This window comes from Parendozoicomonas sp. Alg238-R29, from assembly GCF_947331445.1.
Classification (GTDB): Bacteria; Pseudomonadota; Gammaproteobacteria; order Pseudomonadales; family Endozoicomonadaceae; genus Sansalvadorimonas.
In genome coordinates, this window is record NZ_CAMZOG010000032.1 from 22901 (window position 1) to 44457 (window position 21557).

The following is a 21557-nucleotide window of genomic DNA, read 5'->3' on the forward strand; positions in this document are numbered from 1 at the left end:
CAGCGTTTTAAGTGAACAAAGTGTAAGAAAGATGATGCGGCTTGTTGATCAGGCTTCTAATGACAGAAACCACAAAGTCATACTGTCTTACCTAACAGATGATGCCGTCATTATTTCCGATCTTCCGAACAAGATTGGCGAAACTCTAACCATGACCAAAGAGGAGTACAAACAGGGGCTATTAGCCGCATGGTCACTCCCTATGCAAATGACTTATTACACCAGAGGCTTGAAAGTTAAACTCTCTGCAGACAAACAATCGGCAATAACCACTCAGACAGTGCTTGAAACTGTCGTCCACAACGGGCGACTTTTGGCTTCTGCCTCCACTAAAGAAACCTCTGAGGTTGTGCTTGTAAATGGAAAACCGAAAGTGAGAAGAATTGAAGGGATTGTTTCCGTTAAATGAGGTCTCACTTTTCATGAATAAGCTGCCAGGAAGACTCCCAGCTTTCACTGAATTCGGGCGGGTGGAGAATATAGGAATCTCCAATATTTTCTACCCTATACCCCCAGGCCTTATAACGATCGATAGCTTCTTTCTTGGCAGCTCGAGGCACCATGGTTTTATCGAAGTGCTGCTCGCCGCCATGCATACTTCCCAGCAGTTGTACTTCCTCTGCATGTTTGAGGATAAGGCGCCAGCTATTCAGCTGCTTGGCTAAAATGGTATTTTCCAACGCCTCTACATCAGCAGTAATTTGTTTCAGGCTTCCCTTAGTCCGCAGCCAGTTTTCTCTGAAATATTCTTTCTCTTCATCTGAAGCATCCCGATCAACAGCACGAATTAATCGGGACAGAAGTTTTTCAGTTAAAAGGTGCTGTATACCGGCTGGTGCACTCACTACAGGTAAGCCGTGAAACACGACGCTATCTTCAACGTCATCGTCATATGCAGCTTTCGTGCGAACGCCGAAAGCCAGTGACCAGTCGTGAACCGGTATTGATTCCAGTACGGAATTCCAACAACTGGAATCGATGAACTTCAGCTGATCCTTTCCGAGCCCCAACTGTTTGAGACGAGCCAGTTGAATGATATGTGATGCCGTACCATGAGAGAGCATGCCTGAAAGAAGATCCAAGTCATAAAACCCTGAAGCCCTGGCATGAACAATGGCTTCTTCTGGTGGAATATACCCCAGAAAACAGGGAGCTCTCTTTTCAACGGTATCCCCCAAGGATTTGTGGATAACAAAAGACAGTAGCTCGAAAGCCATTTCCCACTGAGTGGTTAAAGTGTCATCGGGAAACATGAGAGAACCGCGATGAAGGGTGACATCCCCCCCATTCAAATATGACACCTGTACACCGGCCGGTACATTAAAAGACACAGGAATGAATAATGGTTTTATCATCGATTGCACCACTAAATCGTTCTCATTCCAGTGCATAAATGATCGAGAGTTCTGGCGCTCCAGATGCATAAGACGGGATGCCGCATCTGTAATAAAAACCGGTTGGTGCTCCAAAGACAGAGAAGGTTTAAGTAACTTCAGTTCAGGAGCAGCCACAGCAGAAAGTGCTCGTAATCCACGCCCTAACTTCACAAATAATGGGAAGATAGTTACTGGGTCCTGAAACTCATCCAATTTGTTTAACAAAGCTGCAGGTAAACGTGACTGACAGCCAGCGCGGGATTTCTGAGCTTCTACCCAATGATGTTTATCTTCAGGCTTGGTTGATCCTGTAAGGCTCAGAGGTAAGCGAATTTTATGAAGATAATTTACATACTGAGTCATATCCTGAAGATTGACCGAATACTGCATATCAGGGCTAGACTCCTGCTGATAACAAAAAGCCATCTGAACGTTCGGCTGGTAATCCAGAGAATAGTTTTTTATTTTCTTCTCTAACTCTTGGGGATTTAAAAGGGAATCTTCAGGCAGAATTGGTTGCCAGTTAGAACAACTTTCCGATTTCAGTTTGTGGACATACTCCGAAAACCGAATAACAACATTTGAGCTCTCAGAGCTATACATTGGCTTCAGATGGCCATGCACAACTTCACCATACTCAAGCCTGTAGTTATCAATCTGATTGGCATCAAGGCAGTAATCGGAATGACCGCAGATCTCATCATAAGCAGCTAAAGAAAGTGAAGAGAAAAAGCTGAGCGCAACAAAGCGGCAAGCTGTCTTTATAGATGCCGAACAAGAAGAGAAAGCCATACCCACCAACCATGTTTAAAATTCCATAGCAGTGAGACTCTGAAGAGCGATATTAAGTTCTAATAAGCGGTATTGTGATAACCGTAATAAAGTGTTTTGTTAGAGTTTCTAACAAACGAGCATTGGCAATGCAGCAAGTATAGAACCTCATCAAATGACACTGCCTATGCTCTTGCTGCACTCAGGGTATGAAGAAATCAGCTTAGGGCTTCAAAATCATCTTCCCGAAGTTTTGCCGTTCCATCTTCCTGCAAAACCCAAAGCTCATTGTGAATAACACCGCCTGCTTTGTTCATCTTCCAGCCAGACTTCAGCACTGCGCTCTCATCACTAACAACTTCAATGGAAGGCTCTATGTATTCAACATCTTTAAAACCATCATCAATTAGCTGCTGCCAGAAGGCCTGTATCTGTGCAGTGCCGGTAAAGGTGCCAAACGGGCGAGCATGCATAACAGCATCTGCCTCATATTGTGCTGCACAGCCAGCAGCATTGCCGGTGTTAAACGCGTTTTTCCAAGCGGAACTGGCCTTGTTAACCGCCGCTAAAACCTTGTTCGCTGTTTCTTCTGCAGACATCATACAATCCTCAAGTTGCTTTAAAGCAATGTAGCTCAGCATATGTGTGTTATAAACCGGGCTAACCAGAAATCACTTTTCGACCTCGCCGAACAATATGTACGATCACCTGCGTCACATGGCTATTTTCTGTGAGATTATTGATAGCGGCTCATTAAGCAATGCAGCTCAAAAACTTTCATTATCTCGTTCAGTTGTTAGCGAACACCTCAAAGCACTGGAACAAAAAGCCGGTACACGTTTGCTACACCGTACCACCCGCCGACAGCAGCTCACCCACACGGGCCAGGAGTTTTACTTCCATGCACAACAGATGTGTGCTGAAGCGGGAAAAGCCTGGCAAGTCACCCGTAAAACGGAGGAAAACCCTTCCGGACCTTTACGCATCAGCGCTCCTCACGCATTGATGGACAACCTTGTCATTCCCTGTATTAACAGGGTACTGGATAAACACCCAAACATTGAGCCTATACTCAGCGCTGATGATAAACGTGTTGATATTTTGGGAACGGAAACAGATATAGCCATACGTGTGGGCAGGTTACCGTCCAGCAGCCTGATTCAAAAGAAAGTGTCCAGTTTTCGTGATGCTCTGTGTGCCAACAGGTATTTCATTGAAAAGCATTCTTTGCCTATTGAGAACTTTCTCGCAGAGAGCTACCAGCAAAGAGTCCACTCACTGCCATTTATTGCTAATGGCTGGCAGAATGAGAATATAGCCATAACCGCAACCCATCAGGAACATTCTATTAAACTTGAGTTTCAGGCCTCCCGTTTTGCAAGCAACGTTTACATAGCCAAGAGCCTTGCCAAAGCAGGAGCAGGGCTTGCACTGCTCCCAGACTTTCTCGTTGCTGACACCCCTGAGCTTGTAAATATACTTCAGCATTGGCAACTGCCTGAAAACCCTGTTTATGCACTTCATACTTATGGAAACCAGCCACCAGCAGTAGTCAGTGCATTTTTATTTGCTCTGGTCAGGGAGCGCTCTCAATTAGGCATCGAACCCAGCATTGCCGAGAGCCTCTATGGGTATACCCAGAGGGCACTATAGGGCGCAGCATTGCCGGAATGCTTGCTGCCTTTCAAAATACTGCAACGCAGCCATGAAGAGTCAATGGCGAAGCGGATTTGATGACTGTCTCCGTTTTATTTGCTTTGGTAGATAAGTATTAACAAAGATTTAAAACTATCTTCGCTTGAACAATATGGCGAATAGTTAGTAGATCATATGATAAATCACCTTTATCGCACTCCCCCTATCCTTTATCCTCACCACGCCAAACATAAAAACCACGCCAAACACAAAAACCGCGGAAAATAAAACCTGTTCAGGGGGAACAATGAACATTCGCCACGTTGCTCATTCAGCATTAGCGGCTGCAGTAGCTGCCGTTATCAGTACCTCAACTGTTGCCAGTGAAGCTGTAGATAAAGGACTTACTCTCACTGCCGGCGGTGCTTACACCGATTTCGACAGCGAGCGTTCTCTGGACAATGCCTTATCTCCGGAGATTGGTGTCGGATATCGCTATAACAGTCAGCTGAGTGTTGAGCTGCTGTACTCTGAGTTCAAAACAGACCAGAGAGGCAACAGTAACAATGCTCGCCTGAAAAACTATCGACTTGATGGTTTCTATGATTTCGCTCCGCTTGGCAATGGTCTTACACCTTACATTGTTGCAGGTATTGGTGAGTTTCAGGAAAATCTGGAACATGCTAAAGATCGCGACGACACTCGCATGAATGTCGGCGCCGGTTTACGCACTTACCTCACACCTAACCTCTCGTTGCGTAGTGATTTGCGAGCTGTTCGCAGCCTCGATTACAACCAGACGGAAGGGATGATGAATGTTGCCCTGACCTGGACATTCGGATCCGTTAGCAAACCTGTTGTTGAAGCACCAATTGAACCAGCACAAATTGCAGAACCAGCGAAGCCTGTTCTTCAGGATAGAGACCGTGATGGTGTAGTTGATGCCAGCGACCTTTGCCCTAACTCTGCTGCCGGTGCTGTAGTCAATGCTTCTGGTTGTGTTGAGCAAGAAGCTATTGACCTATTGGTTGAGTTTGACTTTGATTCTGACAACGTTCGCAGCGCTGCTCTGGATCGTGTTGAAAAAATGGGCAAATACATGCAGCGCAACAGCGATATAAAAATTGTTGTTGAAGGTCATACCGACAATAAAGGTGCTGCCGCCTATAATAAGCGGCTCTCCCAAAAGCGCGCCGATGCGGTACGTACGATTCTGATTGAACAGTACAACATTGAAGCCAATCGGGTTGAAGCTGTTGGTTACGGCGAGGAAAAACCTGCTGCATCTAATGCAACCGATGAAGGCCGTCAGCAAAATCGCCGAGTGTTGGCCGTTATTCGCTAAGTGATAAAATAAAAAAGGCGGTGTGACTCACACCGCCTTTTTTCTGATAACTCATAACTTGATCGATCCGGTTTTATTAAGCGCTCTTCAGCAACTTACCTAGCGGATCATAAGCCGCTACACAGCGATAATCCCCGTCACTAAATGAGTAAAGTTTTGCTCCCCGGCAAACTCGGCTGGTCGTGTCCACAACCAGATAGCTGACAGGATATTTGGGCTTTCCATTTTCAAGAACCCGCTGGGCATCGCTCTCGCTGAAGTGAGCTCCCAAGTCTGTGTGTGAGTAGTACACGACCCTGGATGGATTCACCTCTTTCAGACTGCGTTTTAAAAGGGAATGGTCGCACATGTCCAAAGAGTGTTCAGCACTATGAACCGTTCCGTCACTGTAAATCAAACCACAGACTTCTTTCGGATAAAGCTTATTGCAGTGCTGATAAACTCGTCTCAGGGTTTGCTGATTCAGTAAGTCCATTTATGTTTCTACCTTCCTTTACTTCTTCGTGTTTATTTCAGAGGGTTTAAATATTTTACAGCTTGGACTTCCCCATTACCTTGGCCGGAATTTTTGTAATAGCGAAGCCCAACAACAAAGTTGCCGCATAAACAACAAAGTTGCCGCATAAACAACAAATTCACGAGACAGGTTAATCCCCTCATACGGCTCTGTTCACACAACCTTACCGCCATGCCCGAAGACGCAAGAAAAAGTCGCCGGAAAATGCCAGTGAAAAGTCAGGAGCAATCAGAAAAATTCCCGTCATGGTGGCCTGCGACCGCCAGCAACATGTAACCGATGCCGTTCTCGAACATGTGAGTAACGATGAACTCTTCACGCAACTGGCAGACCAACTCAACGTGACGCTGAAAGAGTTGGTCACATTCAAACAGCCAATGATAAGCGTTGGCTTAACCCACAGTTAGTGTGAACAGAGCCTATCTCTTTGTGCCCAAGTATTTAACCATGAGGGGCTCTTTCCATAAGAACGCTCCCTAGCACCTAACCTTCTCCTTTTCGGTTACCATTTGCCGCTGGCGCATGAGCCAGGATGCGATCAGCAAGGCGTGAGAATGGCAGGCTCTGAATCCACACTTTGCCCCGGCCACTCAAAGTCGCAAGAAAAATCCCTTCCCCTCCGAATACCATAGATTTCAAACCGCCAGCCCTTTGAATGTCGTATTCAATATCACCAGAGAAACCTACCAGGCAACCGGTATCTAAACGAAGGGTTTCACCATTCAACTCCCGCTCAACAACTGTGCCTCCGGCATGAATAAATGCCATGCCATCGCCTTCCAGCCGTTGCAGGATGAACCCTTCTCCACCAAAGAATCCCGCCCCCAGCTTGCGATTAAAAGTAATACTGATACTTGTACCTAAAGCGGCACAAAGGAAGCTGTCTTTCTGGCATACAATCCTTTCACCGAGCTTGGACATATCCAGTGCAACAATAGAACCAGGGTAAGGAGCAGCGAAGCCAACACGCTTTTTACCCATACCCTCATTGGTAAAGTGTGTTGTGAAAACAGATTCACCCGTCAGAGCACGCTTGCCAGCAGAAAACAACTTCCCCATAAAACCCTGATCGGGTTCCGAGCCATCCCCCATGCGAGTTTCGAAGTTAATATCCTCTTCCATAAAGGTCATAGCTCCAGCTTCTGCAACGACTGTTTCCTGAGGATCAAGCTCAACCTCAACCAACTGCATATCATGGCCGCGAATTTCGTAATCAACTTCATGACAACGCATATTTATTATTCCCTTAATCGAATGGGTGTTATTAGCGCCATAGGTTATCAAGAGAGCTATTTATAAAACACCTGCAGATTTATCCATATGTTCATCCATATGTTCATCAATGCGTCACACCCTTTGATAAGAACACCCTCTCAAGCCAGCACTACCAGTGAATGCGTTTAAGTACAATGACGGAGCTCCGCTTCAAAACTTCAAGGCTGGGACAAAGTATAATTATCTGTGCCTGATATTGTGGCTCTGGAAGTATTACTACAAAAGAGAGCACGCAATGCCACGCTTCGCTTTTTTCGCACACCTGATAGCTGCAACCAGCCTTATATTTCTTACCGGTTGTGCAACCAACACTCCATTAAACTGGATGGGATTACATCCTGAGTTCGATGCAGCTCCAATAACTCTTAAAGAAAAACGAGCTTTGGTGATCACTACCAGCCAGGCCACACTCGGGGAAGGTGGCAGCGCCACTGGTGTATTTGCCTCTGAGATGACCGGCCCCTATTACCAGTTCCTCAACAGCGGTATGGATGTAGATATAGCAAGTATTAAAGGCGGTAAAATTCCTGTAGATCCACTGTCTTTCTATTGGTTTATTAAGGCTGAGTCTGATCAGCACTATTTGGAAGATAAAGAGTTCCAGGCCAAAACCAATAACTCCCTGAAAATTGATGACGTAAATATCAATGACTACGACATTGTTTTCCTATCTGGTGGATGGGGAGCAGCTTATGACTTTGGATATTCCGATGTGCTGGGTGAGAAAATATCTCAAGCATATGCTCAGAATAAAGCGATTGGTGGGGTTTGTCATGGACCACTCGGTTTACTGAAAGCCCGAAAGCCTGATGGCAGCTTGCTGGTAAATGGTTTGAAGATGACAGCGGTGACTGACCGTCAAGTCAGTCAGTTATTTGTGACTGAAACTCCGCAGCACCCAGAAAACGAACTGCGCAAAGCCGGAGCAGACTTTGAAAGTGACTGGAGCCTGATTGATATTTTCTCTAACCATGTAGTGACTGATGGGCGGATCATTACTGGCCAGAATCAAAACGCGGGTGAAGAGGTTGCTTACAAGCTAATGGAACTTATAAAAAATAATCAGTAAATTTCAAGCAAAATAAATACGGCCCTCAATAGGCCGTATTTACTTTTATACAGATTCTTTCAGCAATTTACTCATTGGCTTAATTAGCTTTTCAGGTGCATCTTTAGGTGCAAACCGCTGTACTACATTGCCTTCGGCATCCACCAGAAATTTAGTGAAATTCCACTTAATGCCTTTAGAACCAAGCAACCCTGGAGCCTTGTCTTTAAGGTAAGTAAACAGCGGATGTGCGTTACCTCCGTTCACATCAACCTTACTGAACAAAGGAAAAGTTACACCAAAGTTAATTTCGCAGAATTCGCTGATTTCATTTTCAGAACCAGGCTCCTGATGGCCAAACTGATCACAGGGAAAGCCTAGTATTTCCAGCCCTTGTTCCTGATATTTTTTATAGATCGCTTCCAACCCTTTATATTGAGGAGTAAAACCACACTTACTGGCCGTATTCACAATAACCAGAACCTTACCGCGATACTCTTCCAGAGAAACAGTCTCACCTTTTATTGTTTGAGCTGAAAACTCATAGATACTCATATCTCCCCCTCATTTTCTATTTTTTTCTTCTACGTCTACTCAGTCTGCGTAGATCATGAAGGCACTGAACCTTAGTATATGAATCCAAGAACCATTCATTCCTATATGGACAGCGAGCATAACACACCTGTTACCCCCACCTGCGAAGCAACAGGAAAAAGTGCTATCTATAATAAAAATCCTTATGCTTTTTTATCAAAGACTGCGAATTTTTATGGGCTTACCAAAACCCTCTTTTAGAGGCAGACCTTGCTGGTTGAAAAGCTATAAACAGGAACACGTAAAATCCAGTTTTAACTTGCTCCATGCAGACCTGTTAACCAAAGCAGTCATTGATTGAAAAGGCTGATAAGCTTATCCGGTAACAACCGGATAACATCAATCGATAGCGAAAAGTTAATATGCTCTGGAAGCTCGCCTGTTTTCGTAAAGCAGTTTTGGGTCTCACCCTTATCACAATCTTCATAAGTGGTTGTAACTGGCTACCAAAAGAGCCTGAAGATATTTTTCAACCAGCAAGCTTCCAACAGCTGGATGGCTGGAACCAGTTACAGGCCACAGGCCTGAAAGCAGCCTTGCTTGAAAGCTGTACCGTTTACAGTCAGCGCGAAGGTAATGTTGCGGATGACCCACGCTTTGGCACCTATGCACAGTGGCATTCCATCTGTGAAACATTACCGGTACTTGAAGACAACGTATTACCAGGATTCTTTGAAAGTGAATTCGTCGTCTATCAAATTTCGCCTTGGGAAAAAGGATTGTTCACCGGCTATTTCACGCCGCTACTCCACGGTAGTCGAACACGCTCTGAACGCTACTCTACCCCCTTACTTCATGTTCCTTCTGACCTAATTCGTTTTAACCCTAATGACTTCGGCCTGGTAAAAATTGATCAAGATCGCCCAAATCGTATGCTAGCCGCAAAAGTCAGAGATGGTTGGATGGTGCCTTATGATGACAGGGAAGGGATTAACCAGCGAGCGGAACAGGGCGACTATGATGACGATGTTCTTTTCTGGGTTGATGACCGGGTTGATCGCTTCTTCTTGCAAATTCAGGGTTCCGGAACCGTTCACCTTGATACCGGTGAAGATGTTCAGGTGCGTATTTCTGGCCGAAACGGTCAGGAGTACTTTGCTATTGGCCGTTACCTGAAACGTAATGGTCTTCTAGAAAAAGTTTCCATGCAAAGTATTCGACAGTGGCTGGATGAAAACCCTGAACGTTTGGATGAAGTTTTATACACCAACCCCGACTTTATATTTTTCTCTGAACTTGGCAAGCCTGGGCCGATAGGTGCACAAGGGACACGCTTACTTCCTGAACACAGCGCCGCTGTGGACGACAGCGTTATCCCTTTAGGCACACCAATCTGGCTCAGTACAACGCTTACCTATGATGAAACACCGTTCGCACGAGCCATGGTAGCGCAGGATGTAGGATCTGCTATTCAGGGCAATGCCAGAGCCGACATCTTCTTTGGGGCAGGAGATAGTGCTGCTCTGAAAGCTGGTTTTCAGAATGCCGGCGGCAAGCTTTTTGTTTTGCTGCCCAAACAATCAAAAAACCGATCAAAATGATCCGTGTTGATTAATAAACGCACAATAAAGCTTTTTTAATCAACAGGTTATAATCATAAACCTGCATCAGGTAGCTTCTATAAGTGCACGACAAACCTCGTCCAATAATAAAATCCAGATGCGCGAGAGTTACATCGAAATGGCAGCATCCCGATAACTTGATTCAGAAGAACTCGTGGCAGGATTAAGAAAGCTCGAGAAGATAAAAACCATGGAACAAGAGCTTGAGGCAACACTTGGTGAGCAAGTAGTCAGCACAGAAAATTAAGCTTCTCTCTTTAAGTTCAGAAATGAGCTTCTCTAAAAGAGGCACTCATTCCTGTTGAAGCTTTATCAACTCATTTCCAGAACGGTATCCACCAGCCTGAAAATACCACTGGCCGCTTCGCTGATACTGCCAGCTAACATATAAGCAGGAGTGGTTACCAACTTATGGTCTTTATCCACAACCACATCATGAACAGGGCACTCTTTATGAACAGCGCCTGTTTCCTCAATAGCTGAGGCAGTATCCTGATCATTACCGATTGTGCATTGCACACCTTCGCCGAAAATCTTTGCCGACATCACCGGTGCAATACACATCAAACCAACAGGTTTACTGACTGCCTTAAAGCTCTGCACAGCGGTTTTCACATCATCTCTTACCGCAACATCTTTACCTTGAAAGGCAAAGTTACAAAGATTCTTTGCCGCTCCAAAACCACCGGGAATAATCAGGGCATCATACTGATCTGCGGTGAGTTCGCTCAACATTTTGATATTACCGCGAGCAAGGCGGGCAGCTTCCACCAGCATATTGCGGGTATCAGCCATTTCTTCACCTGAAATATGATTGACTACATGATGCTGGTCAGCATCCGGAGCAAAACACTGATAACTGGCACCGTTTTGATCCAGCCGTAACAAAGTCAGAACAGATTCGTAAATTTCAGAGCCGTCATAAACACCGCAGCCTGAAAGGATAATCGCAACTTTCTTTTCCATTGTTTTGCCCAACCCCTCTTTGGAATAAGACCCAGAATATAAACCCATGAGAACGCCCCCTGGAGAACAGAACATAGCTTATTGAGAAATAATCTTTTGGGATTGGCGTAATCCAAGGAGGTTTCCAACAATGACACTAAAGGTGTTATAACCTTTAGTGTCGGGTATCTGTACTGCCGAGTTCTTCCCTTCTGTTTTGAACCGCCGCCATCAATGCCTGACGATTGTCGTCATCCAACTCTTCATCATTGTTGTATCTGTTCTGCAGGGCATCCAGAGTATCGTGATCCTTGGCTGTTCTTATAACACCGTGTTCCTGCACAGTCATCAAGGCCTGATCCAGACCCGGCACAGTGATATCACGATCTGCAAGTTTTCGATCGTGCTTTCCTTTATCAGGAGAAAGGTAGGACTTCCCCTCAACGGCGTGAACATCTAAGTTAGAATCCTGTGACTCCTGCGATCGACCAAATACCATGCTGGTAGCCTTCTGCCACCAGCTTTGACTCTCCGGCTGTGAGCCTGTTGTGAGATTCCCCATAATCTATCCCTGAATTATGAAAATTTGTCGAAAGTTTTAGCCAATTGCATACCTGTGCGCAGTACAGGTCCCTTATGTAAAACCAGATTATCGGCATTATGTTTATCTGCGATAGCCTGCAAGTGTTGACCAACATCTTTCCGTAGAGCCCGCTCACTATCAATTGCTTCCTGCGCATCCATAAACCAGTCCGGAGGTGTATCCTCGACCTGCTGCGCCAAAGTAATGTCTGTAAGTGAGTCGGCAAGCTTCTGAGTTTCTTGCTTCATCACTTTGGTGGCTTTCATCAACCCCAGAGCCTGGTTATAGACATTTCCGAGAATTTCGTAGCCCTTGGCAACATTAGCACCCTCCAGTTCAGTTCCGGCTTCTTTGACGGCTTTAATGTGCAGGGATAGAACCTTGGAGTACTTCTTCCTCGTGGTAAAATACTGATCAACAACTTTCTTTTTGGCAGCTAATAGACGATCAAACTCTGGCGAGTTTTTCAGTGGCCCTATGGATTCATCGTCCAAATCACTGGAAAAATCCCCGACTCCCGAGTCTGTTGAAACACTGCTTTCCAGATCGTCTTCTAACTTATCAACATTGGCGTGCGCTGGCGAAGATGGTGATGGCGTTGTGAACTGTGTAGCCGGATGACTGGCAAGATCTTCAGCACCACGGTTTGTATAAACAGGTTCATTTTTTCTCAAGCCCTCATGCACTGGTTCCTGTTTCTTCGGGCTTGCTTGCAAAGACGCATAGGTTGGGTTTGTAGGGGAGTCTTTCTGCAAGGTTGAGTACACAGGATTTGTAGTAGTGCCTTTCTGCTCGACAGGCTTCGGTACAGACTGAAAAAGTCTGGAATACTCTGGCGTATCAGATAACGATGAAGATCTTGTTGTCTCAGACGCCACCGGCTCTTTCGTCCCCTTACCTTTATATCTCGGCGGTGGTACTGGCGGGCCTGATTCTGAACGCTTTTTTACATGCTCTGGTTTCACCGGGCTGTTACTGCCGGCATTCGGTAAGTCCGGTTTAGAAGGTGAAGACCGGGAAGGCAGCGGTGGTGGCAGAAAAGGTCTTGTCTGCTCAACGACAACGGGGGGCTTACTCGTACGAAAACGATCCAGAAGCTTGCTGCCAAACCGCCTCTTTTTTTTCTGAGCGGGAGCAGGTTTTGAATAAACATCATCCAAAGACTCGTAGGTTGTCTCCGACTTAAGCTCCGGTTCTCTCACCAGTGGTTCTTTAGCAGGCGCTTCACTTTTCACTTCGGCGGTTATTTTGCTCTCCGGAGTTTTGACTGCCTTCCCAATCCCTTCATAAATATTCTCCTGTACCTGAGGTCTGGTTTTTAGCAGCTGGCTGGGAGTATCCGGCTTATGTTTCTTAAACCGTCCAAAGAATTTACTTCGCTTACTTTTTGGCTTTTCCTGTTTAGCAACAGGCCGTTCACTTTGAACGGCCACCTTTTCTGATTTCAAATCAGACACCAGCTCTTTTTCAGGCAAAGAGGTGTTTTTGGCTGATGACTCTTCGAATTTGGTCGCTTTAGGGTAAACCTGCGGGCTGGTATCCAATGTAAAACTTATAGACTTCTGTTCCGAAACATTTTCTTGCGGCTTAGCTGGCGCGACATGAGCTGGCTGAAAATTCCTCAATGGGGCAGGTTTTTGCCAGTTTGAAGACTGCTGCATTTGTTTTTTTTGCGGTTGATACGCGGTCTGACGGGAAACTTGGCTGTATCCTCCCTGGCTGAAGTATCGGGTATGGGAACTCACAGGAGCCGTTTGGGGAGAAAAGCCCTGCCAGGCATTTTGCTGGGCATAACCAGAATACCCAGGCTGAGGGTATGAAGACTGGGGAAAAGGCGGAGCATGATAAACCGGTGGCTGCCATTGCTGTTGTTGCTGTTGCTGGGGAGGAAATACCTGAACATAGGCAGCTTGGCGAATGTAGCCCGGTTGATTCGTTCGAATCAAAACAGCATGGCGACTGTACAGCCCAGTATTAGGAAAACCTGGAGCCCGAGGAGGCCAGCTCTGGTGTTGTGGCTGGTTGTTTACATGAACGCTGAAGCCCCCATACTGCCCACTCTGAACAGTATGTATCTGGCTCTGATATCCACCATGGTTTAGACCTCGGATCCCCCCGGTATTACCAGGGGTTGCGTTATACTCCATCTGTTATTCCTGTCAGTCATGACACTTTAAAGATTAGCTTCTAAGGCACTCTCTGGGTCCTATCTCTTTCTGGGATTAGCCACTAACGTATCCAGCCTTGTTTCATCAATCATCTGCTGGGCTTTTGTGCCCAAAACGTTATTTTGGACAAAACTTGTAGACACAGCTCTGGCGATATGAGGCGTTTTCATCATTTCATAAATGCGCGTATTCATTAAAAGCTGGAGAGTCCTTTTTTCGTTAATAGTCAGCTGGGCATTGAGCATGACCTTCACCCTAAGCTTCATAACGTCACGCATACCCTTCATGCTTGCTGCTTGCTGAATAAAGTCACTTAACCCTTTTTTCCCCAGTTCAGACTGCCTGCCACCAATCAGTGCATCCCTAGCTGCCTGAACCTCAGTTTCTGTAATAGGTGTTGATGTGGGGTAAGCGAGGCTTTGTAGTTGTGGATTCTGCTGATATGAAGACTGCACTTGCTGTGAAGATTGTTGTGGGCGCTGCTGTGTTTTTTGTGGTGCAGGCTTACTCACTTGGGCTCGTTGCAGCGTTCTAACAGGCTCCTGTTGATAGGAAGATTTCTTGCTGCGTACGGCTTTACTTTGTTTAACCTTCCCCTGAAGTGCTTTGAGCTTTGCCTCAGCTTTACGGTTGGCTGCCGCATCCTTTCGATCCTGCTTCAAAGCTGATGAATACAGTTTCTCTGCTTCTTTCAAGCTATCAGCCTGTATAGTTACACTCCGTTCTGCCTTTCGGTAATTCTCTTCAGCCTGCACTCTAAGCTTGCTGCCTGCCGGGTGCTGTTGCGAAAGAATCACTGAATCCAACTGTTTTCGAGCCTTTCTCAATGCTCCTAAAGCCTGATTAAATTGCTGCTGCACCATCTGCAACCCACGTTTGGCATTCTTGCTCAAAGGGGTAGAAGGTGCGCTATCCGAATGGAAGCCTTTGTCACTACCCAACCTCACTTGAAGAGCGTTTCGTGAAGAAGAAAGCTCTATCAATTGCTGCGTTAACCTCTTGACCTCCGGTTCGGCAGCTTCGTCACCCTGCCGAACATCTGAGACAGCACGCTCTAAGTGGGTTTTCAAATCATCTTCCAGACTCCTAAGCCCTTCCAGCCGTGTTTCCAAGACTGCTCGGTCATCTTTTTTATGGAAAATTCCTGTTCTACCAGGATCATATAAACCAGACAGTACACTTATGTGGTCACTTGAAGAGGTCGCGACATCCAGATCCAGCTGATCCTGAGCCCCGGAAAGATCCAGTCCTGCTTTCTGGAGTCTGCTTTCTGCATCGATCAGCTGTTTCTCGGCTCTATAAAGGCCATTCCTACGGGTGGCTGGAGAATCCCATCCCACACTGTTTCTCAAATTTTCCAGTTTTCCGGAAGCTTCTTTAAACACTCTTAGAGCCTCAGTGTATTTCCCGGCCTTTTTGGATAACTGGGACACATCGTCTTTCAGTTCCCTGGCAACATGATTATTATCCAATACCCCACCGGCACCACGATTAACCAAAAAGGTGTCGTACTGCTTCAATACCTCAACATGCCTTTGAGCAAGAGCCTTTGTTGCTGCTTTAACCAGTTCGCGTTTGCCACCCAAAATGGCCTTTCCAGGGACGGTCTCCAATGTCCATTCCTGCAGCTTACCTTGCGGCTGATCAGTCTTTTGAGAGCCATGAAAACCACCAGCTTGCTGGATACCCTGAAGCCCACCACCATTGACAGAATGACTCATTAGCTCTCAGCACCCATATCAGCCTTTTTTATCCTTATTGGAGGTTATCGACCGGCGGCGCCTTTTTAGAGCTTCTGCCAGGTCTTCCATCATCTTTTCCTGATCTGTTTTCGGCATATTTTTGGGTGCCGGGCCACGGTTAACGTCTTGCGAGTTGCTTACGTTTTTAGATTTCGCCTTTATTTTCTCCCACTGATCCTGAAGGTCACTGGCTTTGAAAGGTCTCTCTCCTTGGGGTAGTGCAGGCTTTTCCTGCTTTTTCTCCTCTGTAACAACCTTTGATAGTGGTGGAAGAGCAGGATTAGTATTTCGTTTCACCCTCCCGATAGGTGGAGGTGGCGGAAGCGGTGGTGCGCCAGATGGAGCAGGTGTAGGGACATCCGGTGATTTGTTTTCTTTTCTCACCACCGATCCAGAAGAATCCATATGCACATTTTTTGAAGGGGGCGGTGGTGCAGGTTTATGTTCCCGAACAGGTTTTGAAATCTTATTCCGTTTTGGCTTGGGTTTCTTAACCGGCGGCCCAACTTTAATTCTTCCAATTCTCTTTCTCAGACTTTCAGAAATAGCAGGCTTTGGCGAGATGATAGGTTTCGTCACCTCTTTGGGCTGAACAAGGGACGGCTCCCCGGCCTGTTTTGGAATAACTTTTGGAATAACTATATCTGGCAGCTGATCATCAATGCCTGATAGGTCAGGGTAAAGGGACGGAATTTCTTTCGTTTCCGATTTTTTCACATCCTTACCAATGGTTTCCTCATAGGATGGCGGCAAGCCCTGTGCTTCACGCTCTGCAGAGGTTTTTACTGGTTCAGGAATGGATAAAGGGTTGGATGGCGGGGTATAGGCTGGAGGCGGCTCATCCGGAACAGTTTTCTGCTGAGGCACACTTGGCTTCTGATGATTAGCAACCTGAAGCATTGGATTATTTATTGGGTGCACGGGTCGGGAATAAACGGATTTCTGAGGTAACGGCGGATATGACAGATTCATATACTGGTTGGATGGATAATAAGTCACCTGCTGATTCTGGAAAGGTGGGTAATACTGAACCGCTGGCACCTGAGCATAAGTTACTGGCGGCCAAGGTTGCCACGCCCTGGCATCAAGGGCTATAGGAGCATAAGGAAGCTGTTGTTGCAGAGGTGCCAGTAACAGATTTACATCTGCCAGTATTTGCTGAAGTTGCCTGTCACCAAATGAGACAGAACCGCTGAATATCTGAACATTTGGCCCAGATAAACCAATGTTCTGGGAAACAAATGGTCCCTGAATCCCTCCAGCCATAACCAGTACCGCTATGCTTGCCCAAGAAGCCCGTTGTATACCATGTTCTATCCCTGTTCATATGCTTACAGATTAGCTTTCGGCTAATTTCCATAAAGTGTGAAGATTCAGATCATCGCCTTGCAAATCGCCTGAACTTTCTCCGGGCATCCAGCCAGCTCTACGACTGTGCATTGTGTCTTCCTGCTGACTTTTAAGTTGTCGGCTTACAGAAAGGAGCTGTGAAAAACAGTAATCAAATGGATTCCTCCGAAGGATTAAGAGTCAATCATTGCTGCCGAAAAGATGAACAGGGATTGTCTGTAGAAGCCATTTTAAGGCTCAGAGGCAGGTCATACATCAGGGGGGAATTCCATGAGTGGAGAAGGCTCAAGCAACGTAGGTGGCAGTGGCTCAACCCAAGCAAGCTATGCTAGCTCTACTGGTACTTCTGGGGCACTGAAAGGCTCAGCCCCCCAAGGTAATTTCAATACCAGCTCTCTTACGCAGTACCCTTCCCAGAAACATATACCCGATGTACGGTTAGAGCTGCACGAGTTCAAACCTCTGCATCAGTGGGAAGTGGAAGTCAGCCTTTTGGAGAATAAATACTTTCGCCTGGTTAAGAAGCTTCAAGAACCTTTAACAGATACTCAAGACAACCGCGAAACCCTGCAAACACTCATAAACTCTGTCATCGAAGCCGGGCATCAGGTCATCGCCCAGTATCAAACGCGCCTTCAAGAGCAGCATCATCAAGGGCTCATAGATTCTGACACCATCGACCAGCTATCCCAATCCTTGCAACAGGATGCAGCGAGTGCTGTTAGCAGGCTTTATGAACTGCAGCAGAAAATTAGCTCCACGAGCAAAACATGGGGATTTCGCAAAAAGAAACTTGCTCTACCAGAAATAAAAGAATCACTGCAAACCTTTAACGGCGCACTGCAAAAAACGAAAGACCAGATAAGAGCCAGCTCTGGAGAGGACATTTCCCCATCTTCAGAATGGGAACAACTGGGAACACAGCTCGAAGCATTACAGACCCAGCTCAACAAAAAAGTAGCAAACTTCCAAGAGCTGGAAGCTCATTTGCAACAAGGTAATCAGCTTGTTGAACAACTTATGACACACTCCAGCCAACTGATGAGCCGCACAGAAGAGGATGTGAAAACCCAAACTCTGATGATGGAAAATCAGTTACAGCTGGCCAGATACCAAGAGCTCTTACAGCACGTTGAATTCAAGGGTGGATTCCTCTCATCCGCTGAATCCCAAAAAAGCAAAGTTCAAGAACCACTGCAAGGCATTATAGATGCCGCTCGCCAGCTCCAACCCTGGATACCCGCTATTGTGGCAGCCGAGCCAACTGCTGCCACAGCTGCCCCCTCCTCGCTGAGTAATCCAACTTTGCAACAATTAGCCTCGAAACTAAAAACAGCAACCACCAGTAAAACCCAGAAAGAGGTTCAGGCGGAAATTGATCAATTTGTCAGTGAGCAACAAAAGGAATACGGGAAACTGATACCACTTCTGTCTATTGCTACAGTCAAGCAGGATAGTCTTGGGGGCAACCTTGTACCGGAAGTGTCCGATTGCTTGAATGAACTGAATACTCTTGCGATGACACGCAAAATGTTGGAGGAGGTCAAAACCAATAAAGAATACAGTGAAGCCCTGAAAAAAATTGATAAGGCTCTTACTTATCTCGAAAGCTTTAACACCAATATGCCCGACCAGGTTTATCACTTACTGACAGAATCCCTGCCAGAAGAACCTACTGAGACGGAGCACCTTAATAACTTGCTCTGTCGCAGCACTTTCTCTGAGCCTCCACAGCGACTGTCTGAAAAAAAACATCTCTCCATCCTCACTGCAATGCATGAATATCAAATTCAGCTCGCTAAACAGTCATCTGAAACACATGACCAAAAAAGTTTTCTGGCTCACAGACAAATTGTGGGTAAAGCATTCTCCAGTCCGGAGTGGGTAAGAGCTCTCACAGAGCAAGCCAAAAACCTTGAGGAACTTCGGGCATTGAGTCATGTCCTTCCGTATTGGGAAGGGCTACAGCATGCTCTGCTTGATCAAGCCTACGAGGATCTTCAAACACTCAAAGCAGATATGGTGATGCCAAAAATAGAAAATGGCCGCGAATCTATAAGACAGATGACCACTCTCTTTGATGACAGTATCAAGCAGTATACAGAACACGTTGAAGCTTACAGGCGGGCGCAGTTGCAGCAGTTTACATATCAAGCCATTGAAGAATATATTGCGCACCGCTTTAATAATCCCAGTCTATTAAGAATGGAATTATTAAAGAGCACTGAAGCACTTTGCAGGAATCTCCAAGAGGAGCTGAACAAAGCGTTAGATGGCATAGCCAAAGTCACCTTGATTCCGGACCAAAATGAAGAAGGCGATGGCATCCAGCACCGTATCGAGATGCAGATGCATGACCCAAAGAAATCTGAACAGGATTTCAACCGTCTTATGCGCAGTAAACACGCCATTGCCAAAGGCATAGTTAAACATATCCCAACTGATGACCCAGACCCCCTGCTACATTTTGACCCTGTCCAAAAGCGCTACACATGGGTTCCCCACCCAACCTCTGAGGTTCAGGTATGTGGCGAAGCCTTTGCTGGTGCTTTTGATACACACACCGGAGCTATTCTTGAAGCTAAAGAACAACATGAACGCATTCGCCGTTATGCTGAGACTCGCCAGAAGGCCAAAGAAAAAGTTGAAGAGGTTGTTCTGGCTGTAGTATCCACCCAGAACGTTTTACCGACACAAAGCGAGGAGAGCCAGGAGGGTGCCACAAAAAAACTTAAAGAGATTAAAAACAAGCTTCAGAATGTTAAAACTGCCCCCATGAAGAAAATGGCCGAAGAGGCTGTGGAATGCCGGGATAATGTTGTTGCCATGCTCAGACAGCAACAAATAACAGCTTCACAAGCTGAAAATATGCTGACTTCTCTATTTTCATTGCTTCACACTTTGGATGAACGCTATACCGCACAACAGGCTGTTATGCCCGAAAAAATCACAATGGATCCTCCCCCTGCACTGATGACAGAAATCCATAAACTGGAAAAACCTCCAAGAGCGGCATTCCTGCTCCATGTTTTTGCCAAGGAACGGATGAAAGCCTTCGAGCAAACCAAATCGATGGTTAAATACACCAAATCTTTGGTAGAAATATGTAGCAAGAGCCTCAACATGCCATTACAAGCCATAAATATTTTGGATGAACATGCCATGTTTCTCCAGAATGAAGGTCTGACAGAACTCAGCGCACAGGTAAAACTGTATTCGGATGATCTTTATCTAAAAATGCGCAATATAGATGAACCGCAAAAGTTCCCTGACCTCCAAGAACCAGAAAATAATAACTTAACATAACGGGCTGTTGGAGGACGTTCGTTGAACACTTCATTGTTCACGCCCGTCCGTCACTTATCTATCCAGCCCACCGCCGATCTCATAAGCTGCTAGACTCCGCTGCCTTCAATTGCAGTAACACATCACTATGTCTCTGGCTGTAGCTCATACTCGCGCCCGCCTTGGTATCGAGGCTCCCGAAGTTCAGGTGGAGGTGCACCTGTCTAACGGGTTACCGGCTCTCAATATTGTCGGCCTGCCGGAAACAGCCGTCAGAGAAAGCAAAGACAGAGTGCGCAGTGCACTTATTAACGCAGGCTTTGAATTTCCGGCACTGCGAATAACAGTCAATTTGGCTCCACCGGAATAGCACTCCACAAAGATTCAATAACGTTTTCTGCAGAAATAGCATCAAACCGCGATCACGGCATCATATTATTTATACATACGGGAAGAACGTCACTGTATGAGTAACCCATCACTCTTGAGTAAATTTAGAATTAGAGAAACTGAGTTGTGTATTCATACTGGAGTCTCAATATGAGCTGAGGTAAGGTTGACTCACTTTTTTTACCTAATCGTACGCTCCGTAGATGCACGTCACTTCTTTTGTAAAATTCACACCACAAACCCGATGAATACATATCACCATGGTAAAAATGAAAAAGCTAGCCAAAGAGCCATTAGTACATTTCATAGCCATTGGTGTTGTTATATATAGCTCGTTCGGATTTTTGAATCCAAAACCTGATCCTACACCAGAGAAAACTATTGTTATCAGTGTCAATATTCAGGAGCAGCTGTCTGCCCAGTTTCAATCTATCTGGAAGCGCCAACCGACACAGAATGAACGGGAACGGTTAACGAATGAGTACATCCGTGAAGAAGTCTTTTACCGGGAAGCCATCGAACTCGGGCTCGATCAGGGCGACACTGTTATCCGACAGCGTTTGAAGCAAAAGTTGGAATTTATCTCTGCAACATTAACAGGCACTACGCTACCCACAGACAAGCAGTTAAAAGAACACCTGACGGCTAATCATGCACAATTTATGCGCCCAGCAAAAATGGCCTATTCACAGATTGTTCTTGGAAAGAAAACGTCCAATGAAGAAATCGCAGCATTTCGGGAGCAGGTCAATAGCGCAGCACCATTATCAGAACTGCAGAAATTCCATCATTCTCATATGCTGCCTGTTGGCTCTGTTCACAATAAATGTGGGTTGAGCCAATGGGATGCTTCCTGATCTAACAAACTCTCTTCCGAGAAGATATGTGTCTTTAAAAATCGTTTCCAGCCCAGATAGCGCGATAAATATTTCGTTGCTACGCCTTTGAAAAAACCATTAATCCAACGTTTG

At 45.9% G+C, this 21557-nt stretch carries 18 protein-coding genes and 1 pseudogene; 9 read left to right on the forward strand and 10 right to left on the reverse strand.

Annotated features, from left to right (window positions below):
- Positions 1-31 precede the first annotated feature (31 nt).
- Positions 32-409 carry a hypothetical protein gene (locus QMA35_RS09995; protein WP_281647006.1) on the forward strand — a complete coding sequence of 126 codons (378 nt, stop codon included), beginning with the start codon at positions 32-34 and terminating at the stop codon, positions 407-409.
- A gap of 4 nt (positions 410-413) precedes the next feature.
- Here QMA35_RS09995 and QMA35_RS10000 read toward each other — a convergent pair whose 3' ends face one another.
- Both QMA35_RS10000 and QMA35_RS10005 read right to left on the reverse strand, forming a co-directional pair.
- On the reverse strand, positions 414-2168 hold the full coding sequence (locus QMA35_RS10000; RefSeq protein WP_281647007.1) for a hypothetical protein: 1755 nt from the start codon (positions 2166-2168) through the stop codon (positions 414-416).
- A gap of 197 nt (positions 2169-2365) precedes the next feature.
- The gene (locus QMA35_RS10005; RefSeq protein ID WP_281647008.1) at positions 2366-2788 is read right to left on the reverse strand and encodes a nuclear transport factor 2 family protein; all 423 of its coding nucleotides are present in this window, start codon (positions 2786-2788) and stop codon (positions 2366-2368) included.
- 55 nt (positions 2789-2843) lie between these two features.
- Here QMA35_RS10005 and QMA35_RS10010 point away from each other — a divergent pair, with 55 nt between their 5' ends.
- Together QMA35_RS10010 and QMA35_RS10015 are read left to right on the forward strand one after the other, a co-directional pair.
- Positions 2844-3800: a LysR family transcriptional regulator gene (locus tag QMA35_RS10010; protein ID WP_281647009.1), complete on the forward strand. Its 957-nt coding sequence runs from the start codon at positions 2844-2846 to the stop codon at positions 3798-3800.
- A 289-nt stretch (positions 3801-4089) separates the two neighbouring features.
- Positions 4090-5127: an OmpA family protein gene (locus QMA35_RS10015; protein ID WP_281647010.1), complete on the forward strand. Its 1038-nt coding sequence runs from the start codon at positions 4090-4092 to the stop codon at positions 5125-5127.
- A 76-nt stretch (positions 5128-5203) separates the two neighbouring features.
- Here QMA35_RS10015 and QMA35_RS10020 read toward each other — a convergent pair whose 3' ends face one another.
- Positions 5204-5602, reverse strand: a complete 399-nt coding sequence (locus tag QMA35_RS10020) for a hypothetical protein (protein WP_281647011.1) — start codon at positions 5600-5602, stop codon at positions 5204-5206.
- A gap of 287 nt (positions 5603-5889) precedes the next feature.
- On the opposite strand from QMA35_RS10020, the gene QMA35_RS10025 reads away from it, so the two are divergent.
- The gene (locus tag QMA35_RS10025) at positions 5890-6051 is read left to right on the forward strand and encodes a hypothetical protein (RefSeq protein WP_281647012.1); all 162 of its coding nucleotides are present in this window, start codon (positions 5890-5892) and stop codon (positions 6049-6051) included.
- A gap of 76 nt (positions 6052-6127) precedes the next feature.
- On the opposite strand, the gene QMA35_RS10030 is transcribed toward QMA35_RS10025, so the two are convergent.
- A complete protein-coding gene (locus QMA35_RS10030) occupies positions 6128-6877 on the reverse strand; it encodes a TIGR00266 family protein (RefSeq protein ID WP_281647013.1) in 750 nt (249 codons plus the stop codon).
- A 277-nt stretch (positions 6878-7154) separates the two neighbouring features.
- Between QMA35_RS10030 and QMA35_RS10035 the strand changes: the two genes are divergently transcribed.
- The gene (locus QMA35_RS10035; protein ID WP_281647014.1) at positions 7155-7988 is read left to right on the forward strand and encodes a type 1 glutamine amidotransferase domain-containing protein; all 834 of its coding nucleotides are present in this window, start codon (positions 7155-7157) and stop codon (positions 7986-7988) included.
- Positions 7989-8033: 45 nt separating this feature from the next.
- On the opposite strand, the gene QMA35_RS10040 is transcribed toward QMA35_RS10035, so the two are convergent.
- Positions 8034-8522, reverse strand: coding sequence for a glutathione peroxidase (locus QMA35_RS10040; protein WP_281647015.1), 489 nt, complete (start codon positions 8520-8522; stop codon positions 8034-8036).
- 401 nt (positions 8523-8923) lie between these two features.
- On the opposite strand from QMA35_RS10040, the gene QMA35_RS10045 reads away from it, so the two are divergent.
- The gene (locus tag QMA35_RS10045; protein WP_281647016.1) at positions 8924-10102 is read left to right on the forward strand and encodes a murein transglycosylase A; all 1179 of its coding nucleotides are present in this window, start codon (positions 8924-8926) and stop codon (positions 10100-10102) included.
- Positions 10103-10435: 333 nt separating this feature from the next.
- On the opposite strand, the gene elbB is transcribed toward QMA35_RS10045, so the two are convergent.
- From elbB to QMA35_RS10070, 5 genes are all read right to left on the reverse strand, one after another.
- The gene (gene elbB / locus QMA35_RS10050; RefSeq protein ID WP_281647024.1) at positions 10436-11089 is read right to left on the reverse strand and encodes an isoprenoid biosynthesis glyoxalase ElbB; all 654 of its coding nucleotides are present in this window, start codon (positions 11087-11089) and stop codon (positions 10436-10438) included.
- Positions 11090-11243: 154 nt separating this feature from the next.
- Complete coding sequence (locus QMA35_RS10055) at positions 11244-11630, reverse strand: hypothetical protein (protein ID WP_281647017.1); 387 nt, start codon at positions 11628-11630, stop codon at positions 11244-11246.
- Positions 11631-11644: 14 nt separating this feature from the next.
- The gene (locus QMA35_RS10060) at positions 11645-13798 is read right to left on the reverse strand and encodes a hypothetical protein (RefSeq protein ID WP_281647018.1); all 2154 of its coding nucleotides are present in this window, start codon (positions 13796-13798) and stop codon (positions 11645-11647) included.
- A gap of 59 nt (positions 13799-13857) precedes the next feature.
- On the reverse strand, positions 13858-15540 hold the full coding sequence (locus QMA35_RS10065; protein ID WP_281647019.1) for a hypothetical protein: 1683 nt from the start codon (positions 15538-15540) through the stop codon (positions 13858-13860).
- An 18-nt stretch (positions 15541-15558) separates the two neighbouring features.
- A complete protein-coding gene (locus QMA35_RS10070; protein ID WP_281647020.1) occupies positions 15559-16827 on the reverse strand; it encodes a hypothetical protein in 1269 nt (422 codons plus the stop codon).
- Between the two features lie 354 nt (positions 16828-17181).
- Between QMA35_RS10070 and QMA35_RS10075 the strand changes: the two genes are divergently transcribed.
- From QMA35_RS10075 to QMA35_RS10085, 3 genes and pseudogenes are all read left to right on the forward strand, one after another.
- Positions 17182-20217, forward strand: coding sequence for a hypothetical protein (locus tag QMA35_RS10075; RefSeq protein WP_281647021.1), 3036 nt, complete (start codon positions 17182-17184; stop codon positions 20215-20217).
- Positions 20218-20344: 127 nt separating this feature from the next.
- A pseudogene (locus QMA35_RS10080) lies at positions 20345-20557 on the forward strand (magnesium chelatase domain-containing protein); the annotation flags it as partial.
- Positions 20558-20846: 289 nt separating this feature from the next.
- Positions 20847-21443, forward strand: a complete 597-nt coding sequence (locus tag QMA35_RS10085; RefSeq protein ID WP_281647022.1) for a hypothetical protein — start codon at positions 20847-20849, stop codon at positions 21441-21443.
- The last annotated feature ends 114 nt before the right edge of the window (positions 21444-21557 follow it).